Consider the following 16,684-nt stretch of genomic DNA (forward strand, 5'->3'; position numbering starts at 1 on the left):
CGCCGGGGAGGGTGGGAGCAGCCTCGACAAAGTCGCGTCGGTCCAGGACTGCCGGATGGGCCGGGCACGGTGAGCAAGACGGGAAGGTATACGCGAGGAACCGGTGCTGTTACGCCTCTTGAAGTGACGCCAGCTCGAACCCGGTGGATCTGGGCTGGTTCGCGGTGCGCACCCACCCCTCATCTCGGGTGGGGAACTCCTGGTCGGGTATCGGAAGCCGGGCCCGGGAGGTCACGGCGTAGCCGTGACGATGCCGCAGGGGTAAAGCCGGATGCCTCACCCGTCGACCGAACATCAGTGAACGTGGGAACCACTCTTGTCCGTTCCTCAGTTGTCCTTGGGCCACAAGGAAAAGAGCCGGGGATAGGTGCGATGCCGACCGAAGGATGAGGGTGGGGCGGCGCCGCCGTAGTACTCCGAGCCGGGGAAAGCCCGAGCGCATGGGGAAGGGCGGCAGCGTGCCCGTCAATGGAGAGGATGCAATGTCCGAAGATGCGCCGGTGAATACCGGCGCCGTGGAGTGGCCGGATGCTGATTCGGCGTACTTCGCGGTACGGAGGATGCAGATCAAGTTGCACCGCTGGCTGTGATCCGTTCTTCCGAAACCGCCGGTGGCGGGGGATGGAAGGGGCCAGGGCATACGCCCTGGTTACAACTGAATTGTCCGATGGTCGGTGTGATCCCGGCCCCTCATGGTGCATGGAGGAAAAGCGACATCCCCATGGCTGCGACTGGTTATCAATGCTCCGTGAGGCGGGGTCCGCGGTAGTCGTCGGTGACGGGCATCAGCCGACGGAGGAGTCGGACCGAGCGCAGCTGGGAGACGTCGCGGTCGAAGGCGGCTCCGGTTAGGGCTTCGTGCAGGATTTTGATCGCGGTGACGAACAGGATCGCGCCGAACACCAGGAAGGCCCAGGTGCCTGCCTGCAGCAGGGCGGCGCCGAGCGCGATGAAGATCCCACGCAGCACCAGCGCACCGACGATGCCGTACAGCAGGACGCGCTGCTGCAGCTCGGCTGGTACCGAGAAGCCGGCCAGCAGCAGCATGAACACGAACAGGTTGTCCACTGACAGGGATTTCTCCACCACGAACCCGGTGAAGAACTCCAGTGCCGAAGTACCGCCGAGCCAGGCCCACAGGAACAGCACGAGGCCGGGCGGCGTGCCCTGACGCCATTCGCGCTGGTGGTGGTGGCGGTGTTCGCCACCGACGTGGTGTTCGCCGTGGATTCGGTTCCGGCCGTCTACGGCATCACCGCGGACCCCTACCTGGTGTTCACCACCAACGCCTTCGCCCTGCTCGGTCTGCGCGCCCTGTACTTCGTGCTGCACACCGCGCTGGCCAAGCTCACCCACCTCAACCACGGGCTGGCGATCATCCTCGGCGTCATCGGTCTCAAACTGGTGCTGCACTGGGCCCACGGAATCTGGCCGGCCGTCCCGGAGATCCCCACGCCCGTGTCCCTCGCGGTCATCGTGCTCGTCCTCGCGGCCGTCACCCTGACCAGCCTGTACGCCCGCCGCCGCGACGAAGTCACCCCCGGGAGCTGACCATGCTCACCGACATCCTCATCGAGCTCGGCGTGACCGTGCTGGTGCTGTCCGCGCTTCTGATCACCTGCGCGGTACTGCTGTCCGCCCGCCCACCCGGAGGACCCCACCAACACTGAGGGCCCATTGACCACCAGCCGGTTGGATATTTCTCTGACCGCTCGATGACGAAAATGCGGAGCGCCCCGCGCAAGCTTGGGAGCGGGTGCACGGGGGCTCGTCGTTCAGGCCCGCGGACCCGAAGGGCTTGCCGGGGCGTCCGCAGCGCCACCAGCCGTGGCGTCGGCGAGCTGTAGGTGGCGGAGAGTTGCTGCCGAGCAGCCGTTCGCCCACGGTGGTAGGAGCGGTCCGTGCTTGCGCAGTCAGGCGTAGACGACGTCGAGGATCAACGGCACCGCGCTGCCACCTGCCGCCGCCCAGCGCGCCGACAGCCAGGACGAGGCCCCGACGCATCCCCGACCGCGATCTCACTCCCGGTCGCTCCAGTACGCTAGCAACCGACCCTCTCCGAGGCCGGCGTCAGGTGCAGTCCGGGGTGCGGGTACGGACACGGCAGTCCGACGCGCTTCAACAGCGGCGTGCACCCCTCCGGCAGCGGTACCGATCAAGGCTGCGACAGCAAGCACCGCCAGTCGTACCGGGTCGTTCTCGCCTTCCCACCGCAATTCACCCCATGGCAGCACCAGGAAGGTGTTGAAAAGCATCCATCCCAGCCCTGCGGTCACCAAAGCCGCCGTCCCGCTCCGCGCTGCGGCGGCATAGCCCGCGCAGACAAGGGTCAGAACGGCCAGCTGGGCCGTGTTCTCATCTGCGGGAAAGCATGGCTCGCCAGCGTGGTTCCCGCTGCCGCGACGGAGAACCCAACAGCACAACCGACGTCAGCAGGCCGCGAACGTCCTGCGCCCCACTCGCACCGCATGCGTGTTCGGTTTCGCATCATCAACGCCACCTCATCTGAGGGGTCCAACTCCGAAGTACTCATCTTGGTGGCCAACACCGCTGCATCAGCAAACACTGACCACAGGTCGGATTTCTCCTGGTTACAGAACGGGACGACAACAATCCAACAGCGCGCAAGAAAAACCCTGGGTGAGGCCGTCCGCGGTAAACGTGCCAGGCGCGGCTCGAGGCTAAGGCTCGATCAGTCCCGCTCGGATTGCGTAGCGGGTGAGTTCCAGGCGGTCTCGCAAGCCGAGTTTCTGTAGCAGGTTGGCGCGGTGCCGCTCGACGGTCTTGATGCTGATGACGAGTATGTCGGCGATCTCTTTCGAGGAGTGGCCCTCCGCGACGAGTTTGAGGATTTCCTCCTCGCGGTGGGTGATGGTTTTAGAGGGGCCATCGCCTTCCCGGGCGTGGTCGAGGTAGTTGCGTATGAGGGCTGTGATGGCTCCCGGGTAGAGAAAGGGCTCGCCTCGCATGGCGGCCCGGCAGGCTTCGACCAGGTCTCGGTCCGCGACGGATTTAAGAACGTAGCCCGACGCTCCCGCTTTGAGGGCTTCGAAGAGGTATTGGTCGTTGTCGTACATGGTCAGGATGAGGATGCGTAGGTCGGGTTGGCGGCGGGAAAGTTCGACGGCTGCTTGGAGACCGGTCATCCGCGGCATGGCGATGTCGAGGATGGCGAGGTCGGGTTTGTCTGTGCGAGCTTTTTCGATCGCCTCCGCGCCGTCGCCTGCCTCGGCCACGACGGTGAGATCGGGTTGGCTGTCAAGAATCAGCCGGACCCCACGGCGGACCAGTGCATGGTCGTCGGCGAGCAGGATTCGGACTTTCGTCACGTTGGGCATGGTCACCTGCTCTCGTCGCGGGCGGGCACGTGCAGGCGCACTTCGGTTCCGCCGTCGGGGCTGGGACCGAGTGTGAGTTCGGCACCGATGAGCAGGGCTCGTTCGCGCATGCCTCGAATGCCGGCGCCTTCGGGGGCACGGCCGAGCCCTTGACCGTTGTCGCGGATGCGTAGGTCTATTCCTGTGGGCACGCGCTGGAGAGTGAGGTCGAAGCGGGTAGCGCGGGCGTGACGGACCGTATTGGTGAGGCTTTCCTGCGCGATGCGGTAGACGACGAGTTCGGCCGCTTCACTCAGTTCGGGCAGATCGTTGGTGAGGTGGCAGCGGGCGGCGAGTCCGGTGTGCGGGGGAATCTCGGTGATGAGTGCTTTGAGGGCGCTGAGCAGACCGAGTTCCTCCAGCACGCCAGGGCGCAATCTGCGGGCGATCCGGCGGATCTCATCCAGACTGTCGCGAATGGTCTCCTGGACTTGGTGCAACGCGGCTGCGAGGGGTGCGGGGGCTTGATCCGAGACCCGCTTGAGTTCGAGCAGGACCGCGGTCAGAGTCTGGCCGACTTCGTCGTGGAGTTCCTGGGCGATGCGGTGGCGTTCAGCTTCTTGCGCGGACAGCGCGCGGGCACTGCTGGTTGCTCGCTCGGCCTTCAACCGGTCGAGCATGGTGTTGAAGGTTTTGATCAACTCGGCGATCCCACCGTGGCCCGTGACCACCGGTCGCGAGCCGGGACGCAACAGGTCGATCGTGGTCATTGCTCGGGTGAGCCGCTGCAGCGGAGCGAGGCCGATCCAGAGCAGGATGGCATTGGCGACGAGCATGACGCCGAGGCCGACGAGCAAGATCAGAGCCTCAGTCGCCAGAACCGGCGTGGAGACGGTGGCAGGCCCCAGCAGCAGCAGGCCCGTACCCGCGACGAGCACTGCGGCATTGAGGAGAAAGAGTCGCCAGAACAGGGACACGATGCACAACCTCCTCACCTGTCGCTGGCCTCACTATTGCCCAGGTTGACGCCGACCGCGCAGGCGGTTGGAAACCTCTCGTAAAGTAGTTCTGATCTAGCGTGACGGCATGGCCGTCCCCTCGCCCATCCGCTGACACACCCACATTGGGCAGGCTGTCGGCCCACCCGTTGTGTTTCTCTACAGGTTCAGTCCCCTCCGAAATGGGTGTCAGGCCCTATAGCGGGCGGCGGAGTGGTCGGGGAGTCTTGGGACCTATCCCTAACCACCCTGCGTTACATGGTCGCCCTCGCGGCGGTGACGGGTTGGTTCCCAAGGGAAGGAAGCGGCCATGGACGTCTACGACTATCGACTCACCGCTCCGAGGCCGTCGGGTCGACAACCGGCCCTGGCCAGGTTCGGAAAAACGAATGGCGACACCGCACCGCTTGCGGCAGGTCTACCGCGACGGCTGGCGGTGCCGGGCATGGGTCCTTCGGTCCGCGCTACTTCCCGCTGCTTCGACCGCCAACTGGCCGCTGTGAAAGTGAAGCTCAGGAGCCTGCCATGTTAAGCCGATACGAGCGTCGGCGGCTACGAGAAATCGAAGACTGGTTCGAAACGAATGATCCGAGCCTCGTGGACTACGTGCGCACCGCCGAACAATCCTCCGGGCACCGGCAAATCAAGATCGTCACGGCCGCAGCGACCGTCGGCGTGTTGATCTTCTTGCTCGGTCTAGTGCTCGCTGTTCCCTCCGCAATTCTCCTGGGGTTGCTCTTGGGACTCGGTGGTTTCTTACTGCGCTCCTGGCTGCGGCGAAAGGCGGCGGAAGATGCCCAGCGGCATGACGTCCTCTAGACGAGTAAGTCCAGGTGCGCCTCGCTGGGTAAGGAGGGTCGTGGCATGGAAGCATGGCTCATCTGGTTGATCTTCGCAGTCGTCCTCGGCATCGCGGAGATCTTCACGCTGACCGCAGCGCTCGGGCTGCTTGGCGGCGCCGCGCTGATCACGGCCGGGTCTGCGGCGATCGGTCTACCCCTGCCTGCCCAACTCGTCGTGTTCACCGTTGCCGCCACAGCCGGAGTCCTGCTCGTCCGCCCCATCGCAACGCGGCACATGTTCCGTCCCCAACTCCAGCGCTTCGGCGTGGACGCGCTCATCGGCAAGTCCGCCTACGTCGTCCAGGAGGTGACCGGAAGAGAAGGCCGGGTCCGCGTCGACGGCGAGGAGTGGACAGCGCGCGCCTACGACGACGCCGTGGTGATTCCCCGCGGGGCGATCGTCGACGTCATGCAGATCAGCGGATCCACCGCCATCGTCTATCCCCGGGAGTGACCATGGAAATCTCAGCCGCGATGATCGCGGGACTGCTCATCGCGTTGCTCGCTATCTTCACCGTGCTCCGGGCGGTGCGCATCGTGCCCCAGGCGCGTGCCCGCAACGTCGAACGTCTCGGCCGCTACCACCGCACCCTGCAACCCGGCCTGAACTTCGTCATCCCCTACATCGACCGCGTCTACCCCAAGATCGACCTGCGCGAACAGGTCGTCTCATTCCCGCCGCAGCCCGTCATCACCGAGGACAACCTGGTCGTCGAGATCGACACCGTCCTGTACTTCCAGGTGACCGACCCACGAGCCGCCGCCTACGAAATCGCCAACTATCTCAACGCCGTCGAGCACCTCACGGTCACCACGCTGCGCAACGTCGTCGGCTCCATGGACCTCGAATGCACCCTCACCTCCCGCGACACCATCAACAGCCAGCTCCGAGGCGTGCTCGACGACGCCACCGGCAAATGGGGCCTCCACGTCAACCGGGTGGAGATCAAGGCCATCGACCCACCACAAACCATCAAAGACGCAATGGAAAAGCAGATGCGGGCCGAGCGCGACAAACGCGCCGTGATCCTGGGCGCCGAAGGCAAGCGCCAATCCCAGATCCTCACCGCCGAGGGCGACAAGCAAGCCGCCGTCCTGCGCGCCGAAGGCAACCGATCCGCCGAGATCCTCAAAGCCGAAGGCCAATCGCGAGCAATCGACCAAGTCTTCCAAGCCGTCCACCGCAACGACCCCGACCCCAAGCTCCTGGCCTACCAGTACCTGCAAGTGCTGCCGCAGCTCGCCCAAGGATCAGGTAACACGTTCTGGGTGATCCCCGGTGAGGTCACCGCCGCACTTCAAGGTGTATCGCGGGCTTTCACCGAGGCCCTGCCCAAGTCCACGGCCACCCACGCCACCTCGTCCGACGAGGTTTCAGCGCTGGCAGCCGATGACGCGGCCCAAGCCGCCGAAGCCGCTGCCGCGGCCGTCGCCGACGCGGCCAAGACGGACGACACCCACCACATCCCCACCCAGAGAGCCGACCAGCATGCCGTCGGCATGGGGCCCTCGGCAGCGAGTTAATGACGGGACACCGTGCCGTCGTGCGGGCGCGGATGTGAACTGTTCGTGCCGAATGCACCGAATGCACACGGGCGCGATCTGGATTGAGGGGGCGCATGGCGACGGATGGGCCTGTCATTGCGCTCACGGTCATGGCCACCGGCATGATTCTCGGACAGGCATTGATGCTCGCAGGCGGTCTCGTCCTGGTCGCCACGGCCGTGCACCTCCTTCAGCCGCGACAAACCCCCACCCGACCCCGGCGGCGTGCCCGCAAGCTCTGATGCTCACAGTCCGGTGGTACCCGTGGGACACGGCGACACCGACCTCGCCGCAAGCGGCCCCACCCGCCGCCGCGTTCGTCCCCGCCTGCTCACGATCAGCCCACCCATTCCGCGACGGCGAGGTCGTCTGCTAGGCCCGTGATCACCACATCGAATCGAGCAGGAGGCGGACGTGCCCGAGCTCTGGGCCGGAATCGACGCAGGCAAAGCCCATCACCATTGTGTCGTGCTGGACCCCGACGGGAAACGGCGGCTGTCGAGGGCGGGTCGCCAACGACGAGGCCGCGCTGCTGGACCTCATCGCCGATGTCGCCGATCTCGCCGACAACGACGCCGCAACCTGGGCGATCGATCTCAACAGCGGAGGCGCAGCGCTGCTGCTGGCGCTGCTGGTCAACCACGAGCAGCGGTTGCTCTACATTCCCGGCGGCACCGTCTATCACGCCGCGGCCAGCTACCGCGGCGACGGCAAGACCAACTGCGGGCATGATGGGCGCGGCGTTCTTCCGGTGGCTGGACCCGAAAACCGATCGGCTGCGTTGTATTCGGACAGTTTAGTTCAGTTTGCCCAGGATCCGTGGTTCTGCCTGCCAGTCATGGCGGCGGTGATCGCCGGCGGACTGGGGTTTCCAGCCCTGATGGAACTGCGGCGCCGCTATCGGATGCCGCGGCGGTGGTCGATGCACACCAAGGTCACCTTGGGTACGTCCGTGGTGCTGCTGGCGATCGGTTCGGTCGCGATCCTCGTCGCCGAGTGGGCCAACCCGGCTACCCTGGGCCCGCTCGGTGTGCCCGGCAAGCTGTTGTCGGGCGTCTTCCACAGGATGACGCCGCGGCCCTCGGGGTTCGCCACCCTGGACATGGCCGAGATGCGTCCGGAGAGCATCCTGGTCACCGATGTTCTGATGTTCATCGGCGGGGCGGGGACAGCGCCAGTACCGCTGGGGGGATGAAGGTCACCACGTTCGCGCTGCTGGCCTTTGTGATCTTCGCGGAACTGCGGGGCAATCCGACCATGCATGTCATGCGGAGGCGGCTTCCCGAGTCGGTTCAGCGGCAGGCTCTGGCGGTTGCACTGATCGCGGTCGGCGGGGTCATGGCATCCACCTTGGCTTTGCTGGCACTGAGCACGTTCAGCTTCGAACAGGCGTTGTTCGAAGCGTTGTCGGCGTTCGCCACCGTTGGGCTGTCCTTGGGCATCACGTGTGACCTTCCGCCGGCGGCCCAACCCGTCGTGGTCGTGCTGATGTTCGTGGGCAGGCTCGGTCCTGTTGTGCTCGCCTCGGCGCTGGTCATGCGCGAACGCACTCGCCGTTTCGAATACCCGGAGGAACGCCCCCTCGTCGGCTGAGGTCGAGCCGGCTGTCCGCGCGGATCGGGCGTCCGCGTTGAGCTACTGCGCTGTCGTCGGAGGGCCGAGGTCGGTGGTGATGACGGACAGGGTTGCGGTGGCTGCGGAGGAGAAGGGTTCGAGGACGATGTCGGGTTTTGCGCGGTTGAGTCGGTGGGCGTCGCGCTGGGTGTGGGCCGTGAGCGCGATGCGGCCCTGGTAGTTGTGGTGTCGGAGGCCGTGTAGAAGCGCGAGGTTGGTGTCGATTCCGGGGATGGTGCTGACGACCCAGCGGGCTTGGTGCAGCGGCAGGGAGTGCAGGAAGTCGGGATCTTCTCCGCTGCCGAATACGGCGGTGGTTGGATCGTTGTTCCAGGTCGCGACGGCCTTGGGGTCGAAGTCCACCCCGAGCACGCGGTAGCCGGCGCGGGTGAGTTGGTGGGCGACTCGGCTGCCGAATCGGCCGAGTCCGTAGAGGATCACGTCGATGTCGGCTGGAAGTTCGCCGGCCTCGGCGGTGCGGGTGTGGGAGCGGTCCAGGGGCGCGAGCCACCGATGCAGTCGCCGGTAGAGCTGCTTGGAGTAGAGGATCAGGTAGGTCGAGGCGGTGATGGTGATCAGCCCGACGATCGTGATCAGACTGACCGTGGCGGTGGTGATGTGGCCCAGGCTTAGACCCAGGGCGGCGAGGATGAGGGAGAACTCGCTGATCTGGGCCACGGTCAGGCCGGCGAGAAAGCCCACGCGGACCGGGTAGCGCATGGCGCACATGATCAGCACCACGATCAGCGGGTTGCCGATCAGCACGAACAGGGAGAACACCACGGCGTCGGTGATCTGGCGGGTGGCGTCGGTGAACTGGAGTTGGGCGCCGAGGTTGAGGAAGAAGAACAGCAGGAGGAAATCGCGCAGGCTGACCAGCCGGGCGCCGATGGCTTCGCGGTAGGGGGTCGAGGCCAGGGACACCCCGGCGAGGAAGGCGCCTACTTCAGTGCCGAAGCCGAGCCAGTCGCTGAGCGCGGCGAGGGCGACCGCCCAGGCGACGCCGAACAGCACCAGCAGCTCTTGGGAGCGGGCGACGTGGTGCAGCAGCCAGGGGATGACGTAGCGCATCGCCAGCGCGAGTCCAGCCAGCATCCCGAGGCCCTTGCCGACAGTCGTGGCCATGTCCACGGCGAGTGTGGTTCCGGTCTGCCGTCCGAACGCGGTTAGCGCGATCATGGTGAGCACGACCACGAGGTCCTGCACGATGAGGAATCCCACGGCGATGCGGCCGTGTAGCTCGTCTAGCTCGCGCTTGTCGGACAGCAGTTTGACGATGATGATCGTGGAAGAGAAGGTCAGGGCGACGGCGACGTAGAACGCGGTGATCGGGTCCATGCCGAGCCCGAGGGCGATGCCGAAGCCCACGACCGAGGTAAACAGCACTTGGCCGAGGCCGGTGGCCAGCGCGACGGGACCTGTGGTGCGGATCAGGTGCAGGTCCAGCCGTAGCCCGACGAGGAACAGCAGGATCGCGATACCGAGGTGGGCGAGCAGGTCGATGCGTTCCCCTCCGGTGACCCACCCGGTGCCGACGGGGCCGACGAGGATGCCCACGGCGATGAACGCGACGATCAAGGGTTGGCGCAGCCGGGTGGCAAGCAAGCCCACGGCTGCGGCCACGGCGAGCACGGCCGCGAACGTGTAGAAGTCGTGCACGCTCATCGTGTCAGCCCCCGCTCACCCTCCGGTCCTACGAGACTGGGTTTCCACGCAGGCGTAGCGACCGTCACGTAGCCGACCAGGCTCGCAGTTACCGGGCAAAACGGACATTCATGCCTAGACGATAGCCAGGGATACCACTCGGCCGGAACTCGGACGAGATCTGTTGCCGCACGGGCTCGGTTCGCGTTACCCACCGTTTTGAAGCGCGTCGGCCCAGTTCGGGAGGCTTCGTAGGGTGAGGCCATGACGGAGTTGCGTTCAGCGGTGCTGTTCGTGATCACCGCGGTCGCGGAAATCGGTGGCGCGTGGATGGTGTGGCAGGGCGTGCGCGAACCGTGGGTTGCTGTGCTGGGTCGGCGCGAGTGTGATCGCGCTCGGGTTGTACGGCTTCGTGGCGACGTTGCAGCCCGACCCCAACTCGGGCGTGTCCTGGCGGCCTACTGCGGGGTGTTCGTCGCAGGCTCGCTGCTATGGGGTGTTGCCTTCGATGCCTTCCGGCCTGACCGGTGGGATCTCATCGGCTCGGCGGTCTGTCTTCTGGGCGTCGCCGTGATCATGTACGCGCCACGTGGCGCGTGAGCAGATCGCGTGGGGGCTTGATCAGTCGGGGTCGCCGTATTCGCCGAACCAGTGTGTGAGTCTGCCGCGGCGGCTGACCGCACGGAGTCGGCGTTCGGTGGCCTCGCGTTGTGCTGGGGTGGTGACGATGAGCAGTTCGTCGCCGACTTCGAGCCTGGTGGCGGGTTCGGGGACGAAGGTGTGACCGCTGCGAATGAAGAGCGTGATCATGCTCGGGTTGGGGAGTCGTAGTTCGCGGATGGAGACGCCATGCAGGGCCGAGCCTGCGGGAACGGTCATCGTGAGCAGTTCGGCGCCCAGCACATCGAGCGGCGCGGCTTCCACCTGGATCTCTCGGGCGGCCTCGCGGGGGATGAGCCCCATGCGGCGGGCCAGCGGGCGCAGGCTGGGGCCTTGCACGAGCGTGAAGACCACGACCAGGACGAACACGATGTCCAGAACGCGATCGCTGTCGGGTACGCCCTGGACGGTGGGAAAGGTGGCGAGCACGATCGGCACTGCGCCGCGCAGCCCGGCCCAGGACAGAAACGCCTGCTCACGCCAGGGCACGCGGAATCCCAGGAGGGAGACGACCACCGACAATGGGCGTGCCGCGAGAAGGAGTACAAGACCGATGACCAGGGCGGGTAGCGCCTCTTGGGGCAGTTCGCTGGGCGTGACGAGCAGTCCCAGAAGCACGAACAGGCCGATTTGGGCCAGCCAGCCCAGCCCTTCGGCGAAGGAGCGCGTGGCTGCGCGGCGTGGCAGGCCGCTGTTGGCCAGCACAACGCCGGCGAGGTAGGCGGCGATGAATCCGCTGGCTTGAGCGGCGCCCGCGGCGGCGAAGGCCACCATGCCCAGCCCGAAGATGGCCAGGGGATAGAGGCCCGACGCCGGCAGGGCGACGCGGGGCAGCGACGCGGCCCCGAGCCACCCGATCGCGAGGCCGATGGCCGTCCCCGCCACGAGCTGATAGAGCAGGTTCGCGGCAGCGCTGCCTGGTTCGAGGTGGAGCGGTGTGGTGCTGAACAGCAGCACAAGGATGACCGTCGGAGCGTCGTTGAAGCCGGACTCGGCCTCCAATAACCCGGCGACCCGCCGGGGCAGCGGCAGAACACGCAACACGGAGAACACGGCTGCCGCATCGGTGGAGGAGACGATCGCTCCGAGCAGCAGCGCAAGCTGCCAGTCCATCCCCAGCAACAGGTGGGCACCCGCGGCGGTGCCCACGACACTGATCCCAACCCCAACAGTAGCCAGCAGCCCCGCGGGGGCGAGCAGCCACCGCACATCGGACCACTGGGTAGTCAACCCACCTTCCACCAGGATGATTGCAAGCGCGGCGGTGCCCAGATTCTGGGCCAGTTGAGCATCATCGAACTCGATCCCGAGAACGTCCTCACCCAGGAGGACCCCCAGCACCAGGAACAGCACCAGGCTGGGCAGCCCCATGCGGTGAGCGACCCGAGTGGCCACGATGCCGGCCAACAGGACCAACCCGCCAGCAAGCAACATCACGTACAGTTGCTGCAGGCTCATCCCGTCCCCGATCTAGCTGGCGTGGCCTACACCGCCCCGGGGCACCGCGTGCGACCGAAACGGTCAGGTACAAGTACATCAACATAAACGTGATTCGCGGTGCGCACCGGCTCATGATGGACGCATGGAAGTCATCAAGGCTTTCCTGCCCGGCGTGGGGATGTGCTTCGCGCTCACCACACACCGCGACGAGCGTGTTGGGATCATCGCGCTACGCACTGGCAGAGTCGACCTGGTGCGCTACTCCACGACCGATCCCGATATCTGTGAGGTACTGCTGACGCTCAACAGCGACGACGCCCATCCCATCGCTGGCCTGATCTGCGCGGCCCACCTCGAATAACACGACCAGGGCGTTCAGAATGGCGGCATTGTTCCGGGTAGGACGCGGCATGCGCGTCGCGATCACCGGCGCCGGTGCAGTCCGCCGGTCGATCGCCCGCGAACTGCTCGACCGTGGCTACCAGGTCCTGCTGATCGAGCGAGATCCGCAGAACTACCGGCCCCGGGGCATCCCCACCGCAGAGTTGTGGACACCCTGATACTGGATCTTGAGGTCCAGGGGAAGGAGTGTCCCGGTTGGGACGGCCATCGAAGTTCAGCGACGAGTTCAAGCGTGACGCGGTGGAGCTGGTGCGCTCCTCGGGCTGTCCGATCAACCAGGTTGCCCGCGAGCTGGGCATGAGCCACAAAACGCTGCGGTCATGGGTGAAGGCGGCCGGCCGGCGACAGCTCTGGGGCCGGGGACGCGTCTGGTGGGGTGGACAAGGACGCGGAGCTGGCCCGGTTGCGTAAGCGGGTGGCGGAGCTGGAGACCGAGAAAGAGATCCTGCGCAAGGCAGCCGCCTATTTCGCTTTAGTGCGAGAGTGATCGGCATCCGGTAGGGCTCACTCGCTATTTTGCTGCCCCAGCACGCTGGTGGCTTGTCCTTATGTGCGGCCCCGCCGGATCCCGCGCCGGGCGGTGGAGTGGCTTGATAGAAGCCCGCCGATCGCTCAACCGCGCTTACAGTGTTGCGCGCAACCACATCGATGACTCGCAAGGCGCCACAAGAGCGCCTGAGTCAATGTCCGAAAAGGACACAGCACGAAAAAGGCCGCCGCTATCGTAGCATCGCTTGACGAGCGACTACAGAAGTTGTTCGCCGGAAGAATTATCACCTGCCGATGAGTTCAGCGAGCCCGACAGGTACTCCTCGATGACCGGGCGGCCGGGCGCGGGAATGAACTTGATGCGAATGCGAGGTCACGCACTCAAACTTCATCACTGGATTCTTCCGGCTCGCTTCAGCTCGTCGTACAGCAGGCCGAACCGGTCGATCCGCCACAACTGGCCGAGCACCGTGAGCACCGCGCCGAAGACCGTCGGCCAGATTTCCAGCACGAACAGGCCCCAGGCCGTCAACGCGAACCCGGCGAGCCCGACGACGATCAGCAGCCGCTGGATGGCCCGGTGCTCCCTGGACACCAGCGACTTTTCCTGAAGCCACAGCCGTTCCCCGTAGATGCCCTTCGCCGCCCAGCTGGCCGGTTGCTCGATCGGCGCGAAAACCTTGACGTTGAGCCACAACCACACACCGGTCAGCGCCAGCGGAACCAGCGCCCACCAACCGATCCACTCCCGGCTCCAGATCGACCCGATGATGAAGGGAATCGCCGCGAACCTGGTCCAGACGCTCCACGGGTTGGCGTGGCGCCGCCAGGACTCGTCATCCATCTGGAGGCGCTTGGCCACCTTCTTCGCCCCGCTCATGCCTGCTTTCCCTCCGAGACGACCAACCCTCTGGCCAAGGCATCGATGGTGGCGTCGAGCACCTGATCGCTTGCATCGCCGAACAGTTCGCGGTTCATCACGATCAGTCCTGCCGTGCGCAGCACGCCGAGCACCACCTCCGGTTCGACGTCGTCGACGATGCGCCCATCTCGCTGCCCTTTGGCGATGTACTCCAGCAGCGGCGTCACCACATGCGGTGCCACGCGAGCCACCTCCGCACTGCCGACGCGGCGGGACACCGCTCGCAGCTCGTCAGGATGGGTGAGCAGGCGCCGGTAGAACGGGTCCGTGGTGAGCACCGTGGTCATCTGGCGCAGAAGCGCGGCAATGACCTGCACGCTCACCGGCTGACCGAGTACCGACGCCAACTGCCGCCCGATCAGCGGAGCGCGGCGAATCATGACCTCCTTGTACAAGGTCTCCTTGGAGTCGAAGAACGCGTAGAAGCTCCCCTTCGCGATGCCGGCCGCCGCGGACAGCTCCTCCAGCGACGTCTTCTTCAACCCCTGAGCGGCGAACAGCTGCTCAGCGGCATCGAGCAGGCGCTCGGCGATGCGCTCCCGCTCTTCTTCGGTAAAGGCGACAGCCATATCGTCCCATCTATGACCGAACTGGATATACGGTCATAGACTACGCCCTGAGCGCCCTGCCGCGCAGCCCTACCACTGGACGTGGCCGCTTCTTATCGCACTCTTGACGGGCACCGTCGCGGCGAGGGGCATGGCCTCCGAGACCGACAGTGCAGCTCGGGACACCTGTTCAGGCAACGACTGCAGCCCTCGACGTCAAGGCCGCGCAAGTGCTCCCGTACGCTGTATTCAGGTGTGCCGGGAAGCCTGGTCGGCGAGACAGCGTGCAGTCTTAACCGAGTAGGTGATCTTGATGGCTGAAGAGCGGCCACGACGTTCCCGGCGTTCGACGTTGCTTCCGCGGCTCTCCTGGCCTGAAGCCAAGACGATCGCCGACATCCTCCGCGCAGAAACAGTCGGGGGCGCCTTCCTGCTGATCGCCGCCGTTGTTGCGGTCACCTGGGCAAACTCCCCGTGGAGCAGTGCGTACCACACACTCAGCTCTTTCGTCCCGTGGCCCGGAGGCTCAGCCGTGGGCCTCGACCTGGACCTGTCGCACTGGGCGGCGGACGGGCTGCTGGCGATCTTCTTCTTCGTCGTCGGACTCGAGCTCAAACGCGAGTTCGTCGCCGGCGATCTGCGCGATCCTCGACGCGCCATCCTTCCGGTTGTCGCCGCGGTCGGCGGGATGGCGTTTCCCGCACTGATCTTCGTTGCGATCAACCTCAACACAGGCGGTGACGCCCTCCGGGGCTGGGCCATCCCGACCGCCACCGACATCGCCTTTGCCCTGGCCGTGCTGGCCATCATCAGCTCGCATCTTCCCCTGGGTCTGCGGGCCTTCCTGCTCACCCTGGCCGTGGTCGACGACCTGCTGGCGATCACGATCATCGCGTTGTTCTACACCGATGACTTCCGTCCGCTGGCCCTCGCCGCGGCGCTGGTCCCGATCGCCGCCTTCGGCCTCTTGGTTCAGCTCCGCAAGTCTTGGTGGTGGGCCCTGCTCCCTCTCGCGGCAGCAGCGTGGTTCCTCGTGCACGCCTCGGGCGTGCACGCGACCATTGCCGGTGTCTTGCTCGCCTTCACCGTCCCCGTGCTGACGCGCAACGGTGAGCAGCCAGGTCTCGCAGAACATCTCGAGCACCGTTGGCGTCCGATCTCCGCCGGTTTGGCGGTACCCGTGTTCGCCTTGTTCGCAGCCGGGGTCTCCCTGCACGGCGGTGGACTCGCCGCCGCGCTGACCGACCCGGTCGCGCTCGGGGTCATCGCTGGACTGGTCGTGGGGAAGGTGGTCGGCATCTTCGGGTCGACCTTCACACTGGCCAAATTCACCAGGGCCCAGCTGGATCGAACCCTGTCGTGGTGGGATCTCCTCGGTGTTTCCTTGCTCGCCGGCATCGGGTTCACCGTCTCGCTGCTCATCGGTGAACTCGCCTTCGGCACCGGGAGCCCGCGTGATGAGCATGTCAAGGCCGCTGTCCTGGCGGGGTCACTGATCGCGGCATTCCTCGCGTCCATCGTCCTCAGCACCCGCAACCGGATCTACCGGCGCATCGCTGCCGAGGAGGCCCGTGACAACGACGCCGACGGCATCCCAGACGTCTATCAGGATCGGCGCGACGAGGCCCCCTGAGACCTCACGACCAAGGATTCGGAGAGGTCGGACGGAGGAGCAAGGGCGACGCCGCCAGGGCACTGTGGAAACGGTCGGAAGACCAGCTTCCGACCAAGGGCCACTCGATGTGCCGCTCCCATCGCTCCAATCGCGACGCATCCGCCCCAGTAATGCCGCTCGGTGGGCATTGCGGAACGAGATCAATGCCTTGCGCAAGGACCTCTGCCCGAAGTCAGAAACCGCGGCGGGAACGCGCCCCTCCGGCCCGGCCAACGTGGGTACGCCAGGTCAAGATCCACAGTAACGGGAACGCTCGATGCGTAGCCCGCACACCCCCGCACGTCTGGAGCAGTGCGGGAAGCGGCCGCGGCCGGGCCGGATCGGGTCGCACGGTCACAAGGCGTCTGGGGAGTTAACGCACTTCTTGACCAGGTAATCGAGTCGGTCACGGCCTTGTTGCGTCTGTCACCATGAATGCATGGTCGCGCTGCTGTGGTTGATCGCAGGCGTGGTCCTGATCCGGCCGAGGTCATCTCGGGTGAACTCGTGTTGCTGATGCTCGGCCTCGCCGCCATCGGGGCTGCCGGTGCAGCGGCGTTGGGAGTGCCGCTAGGCGTCGATGCCGCCGTGTTCGCCCTACTGGGACTG

At 65.8% G+C, this 16,684-nt stretch carries 15 protein-coding genes and 4 pseudogenes; 12 read left to right on the top strand and 7 right to left on the bottom strand.

Annotation, left to right across the window (positions count from 1 at the left end; translation table 11 throughout):
- Window positions 1–747: 747 nt before the first annotated feature.
- Window positions 748–1,125: pseudogene (locus E1288_RS43810) on the bottom strand (TerC family protein); the annotation flags it as partial.
- 24 nt (window positions 1,126–1,149) lie between these two features.
- Between E1288_RS43810 and E1288_RS43815 the strand changes: the two are divergent.
- Window positions 1,150–1,551 (top strand): annotated as a pseudogene (locus tag E1288_RS43815) (TerC family protein); the annotation flags it as partial.
- Window positions 1,552–2,681: 1,130 nt separating this feature from the next.
- Here E1288_RS43815 and E1288_RS43820 read toward each other — a convergent pair.
- Entirely contained in the window at window positions 2,682–3,338 is a 657-nt protein-coding gene (locus E1288_RS43820) for a response regulator (protein WP_132494932.1), read from the bottom strand.
- 2 nt (window positions 3,339–3,340) lie between these two features.
- Window positions 3,341–4,294 carry a sensor histidine kinase gene (locus tag E1288_RS43825; RefSeq protein ID WP_132494934.1) on the bottom strand — a complete coding sequence of 318 codons (954 nt, stop codon included), beginning with the start codon at window positions 4,292–4,294 and terminating at the stop codon, window positions 3,341–3,343.
- A 546-nt stretch (window positions 4,295–4,840) separates the two neighbouring features.
- Here E1288_RS43825 and E1288_RS47675 point away from each other — a divergent pair.
- From E1288_RS47675 to E1288_RS50035, 6 genes and pseudogenes are all read left to right on the top strand, one after another.
- A complete protein-coding gene (locus E1288_RS47675) occupies window positions 4,841–5,134 on the top strand; it encodes a DUF3040 domain-containing protein (RefSeq protein WP_165968593.1) in 294 nt (97 codons plus the stop codon).
- 45 nt (window positions 5,135–5,179) lie between these two features.
- On the top strand, window positions 5,180–5,611 hold the full coding sequence (locus E1288_RS43835) for an NfeD family protein (protein ID WP_132494938.1): 432 nt from the start codon (window positions 5,180–5,182) through the stop codon (window positions 5,609–5,611).
- A gap of 20 nt (window positions 5,612–5,631) precedes the next feature.
- The gene (locus E1288_RS43840) at window positions 5,632–6,681 is read left to right on the top strand and encodes an SPFH domain-containing protein (protein ID WP_235884232.1); all 1,050 of its coding nucleotides are present in this window, start codon (window positions 5,632–5,634) and stop codon (window positions 6,679–6,681) included.
- A 435-nt stretch (window positions 6,682–7,116) separates the two neighbouring features.
- Window positions 7,117–7,423, top strand: a pseudogene (locus E1288_RS43845) (IS110 family transposase); the annotation flags it as partial.
- A 120-nt stretch (window positions 7,424–7,543) separates the two neighbouring features.
- A pseudogene (locus E1288_RS50030) lies at window positions 7,544–7,897 on the top strand (TrkH family potassium uptake protein); the annotation flags it as partial.
- Complete coding sequence (locus tag E1288_RS50035; protein WP_268952025.1) at window positions 7,894–8,295, top strand: potassium transporter TrkG; 402 nt, start codon at window positions 7,894–7,896, stop codon at window positions 8,293–8,295. The pseudogene E1288_RS50030 and the gene E1288_RS50035, both read left to right, overlap by 4 nt.
- Before the next feature lie 42 nt (window positions 8,296–8,337).
- Here the strand turns inward: E1288_RS50035 and E1288_RS43855 are convergent, their stop codons facing one another.
- Window positions 8,338–9,981 carry a cation:proton antiporter gene (locus tag E1288_RS43855; RefSeq protein WP_132494940.1) on the bottom strand — a complete coding sequence of 548 codons (1,644 nt, stop codon included), beginning with the start codon at window positions 9,979–9,981 and terminating at the stop codon, window positions 8,338–8,340.
- Between the two features lie 243 nt (window positions 9,982–10,224).
- On the opposite strand from E1288_RS43855, the gene E1288_RS43860 reads away from it, so the two are divergent.
- Window positions 10,225–10,560, top strand: a complete 336-nt coding sequence (locus tag E1288_RS43860) for a YnfA family protein (protein ID WP_132494942.1) — start codon at window positions 10,225–10,227, stop codon at window positions 10,558–10,560.
- 21 nt (window positions 10,561–10,581) lie between these two features.
- Here E1288_RS43860 and E1288_RS43865 read toward each other — a convergent pair whose 3' ends face one another.
- The gene (locus tag E1288_RS43865; RefSeq protein WP_132494944.1) at window positions 10,582–12,078 is read right to left on the bottom strand and encodes a potassium/proton antiporter; all 1,497 of its coding nucleotides are present in this window, start codon (window positions 12,076–12,078) and stop codon (window positions 10,582–10,584) included.
- Window positions 12,079–12,202: 124 nt separating this feature from the next.
- On the opposite strand from E1288_RS43865, the gene E1288_RS43870 reads away from it, so the two are divergent.
- The 3 genes from E1288_RS43870 to E1288_RS50625 are packed head-to-tail and all read left to right on the top strand — an operon-like array spanning window position 12,203 to window position 12,873.
- Window positions 12,203–12,421: a hypothetical protein gene (locus E1288_RS43870; RefSeq protein WP_132494946.1), complete on the top strand. Its 219-nt coding sequence runs from the start codon at window positions 12,203–12,205 to the stop codon at window positions 12,419–12,421.
- Between the two features lie 49 nt (window positions 12,422–12,470).
- A complete protein-coding gene (locus tag E1288_RS47680) occupies window positions 12,471–12,620 on the top strand; it encodes a hypothetical protein (RefSeq protein ID WP_165968595.1) in 150 nt (49 codons plus the stop codon).
- Window positions 12,621–12,648: 28 nt separating this feature from the next.
- Window positions 12,649–12,873, top strand: a complete 225-nt coding sequence (locus tag E1288_RS50625; RefSeq protein ID WP_132494948.1) for a transposase — start codon at window positions 12,649–12,651, stop codon at window positions 12,871–12,873.
- A gap of 469 nt (window positions 12,874–13,342) precedes the next feature.
- Here E1288_RS50625 and E1288_RS43880 read toward each other — a convergent pair whose 3' ends face one another.
- Together E1288_RS43880 and E1288_RS43885 are read right to left on the bottom strand one after the other, a co-directional pair.
- Window positions 13,343–13,831, bottom strand: coding sequence for a DUF6653 family protein (locus tag E1288_RS43880; RefSeq protein ID WP_132494949.1), 489 nt, complete (start codon window positions 13,829–13,831; stop codon window positions 13,343–13,345).
- The gene (locus E1288_RS43885) at window positions 13,828–14,442 is read right to left on the bottom strand and encodes a TetR/AcrR family transcriptional regulator (protein WP_132494951.1); all 615 of its coding nucleotides are present in this window, start codon (window positions 14,440–14,442) and stop codon (window positions 13,828–13,830) included. The genes E1288_RS43880 and E1288_RS43885 overlap by 4 nt, the downstream gene beginning before the upstream one ends.
- Before the next feature lie 331 nt (window positions 14,443–14,773).
- On the opposite strand from E1288_RS43885, the gene nhaA reads away from it, so the two are divergent.
- Complete coding sequence (nhaA, locus tag E1288_RS43890) at window positions 14,774–16,054, top strand: Na+/H+ antiporter NhaA (protein WP_235884233.1); 1,281 nt, start codon at window positions 14,774–14,776, stop codon at window positions 16,052–16,054.
- The last annotated feature ends 630 nt before the right edge of the window (window positions 16,055–16,684 follow it).

The organism is Saccharopolyspora elongata, from assembly GCF_004348985.1.
Classification (GTDB): domain Bacteria; phylum Actinomycetota; class Actinomycetes; order Mycobacteriales; family Pseudonocardiaceae; genus Saccharopolyspora; species Saccharopolyspora elongata.

What these genes read in the sequence shown, in the direction of transcription:
- E1288_RS43820 (WP_132494932.1), bottom strand. Translation starts at nt 3,338, where the DNA reads ATGCCCAACGTGACGAAAGTCCGAATCCTGCTCGCCGACGACCATGCA.
- E1288_RS43885 (WP_132494951.1), bottom strand. Translation starts at nt 14,442, where the DNA reads ATGGCTGTCGCCTTTACCGAAGAAGAGCGGGAGCGCATCGCCGAGCGC.
- E1288_RS43840 (WP_235884232.1), top strand. Translation starts at nt 5,632, where the DNA reads ATGATCGCGGGACTGCTCATCGCGTTGCTCGCTATCTTCACCGTGCTC.
- E1288_RS50035 (WP_268952025.1), top strand. Translation starts at nt 7,894, where the DNA reads ATGAAGGTCACCACGTTCGCGCTGCTGGCCTTTGTGATCTTCGCGGAA.
- E1288_RS43855 (WP_132494940.1), bottom strand. Translation starts at nt 9,981, where the DNA reads ATGAGCGTGCACGACTTCTACACGTTCGCGGCCGTGCTCGCCGTGGCC.
- E1288_RS43860 (WP_132494942.1), top strand. Translation starts at nt 10,225, where the DNA reads ATGACGGAGTTGCGTTCAGCGGTGCTGTTCGTGATCACCGCGGTCGCG.
- E1288_RS43865 (WP_132494944.1), bottom strand. Translation starts at nt 12,078, where the DNA reads ATGAGCCTGCAGCAACTGTACGTGATGTTGCTTGCTGGCGGGTTGGTC.
- E1288_RS47675 (WP_165968593.1), top strand. Translation starts at nt 4,841, where the DNA reads ATGTTAAGCCGATACGAGCGTCGGCGGCTACGAGAAATCGAAGACTGG.
- E1288_RS43870 (WP_132494946.1), top strand. Translation starts at nt 12,203, where the DNA reads ATGGAAGTCATCAAGGCTTTCCTGCCCGGCGTGGGGATGTGCTTCGCG.
- E1288_RS43880 (WP_132494949.1), bottom strand. Translation starts at nt 13,831, where the DNA reads ATGAGCGGGGCGAAGAAGGTGGCCAAGCGCCTCCAGATGGATGACGAG.
- E1288_RS43835 (WP_132494938.1), top strand. Translation starts at nt 5,180, where the DNA reads ATGGAAGCATGGCTCATCTGGTTGATCTTCGCAGTCGTCCTCGGCATC.
- E1288_RS47680 (WP_165968595.1), top strand. Translation starts at nt 12,471, where the DNA reads ATGCGCGTCGCGATCACCGGCGCCGGTGCAGTCCGCCGGTCGATCGCC.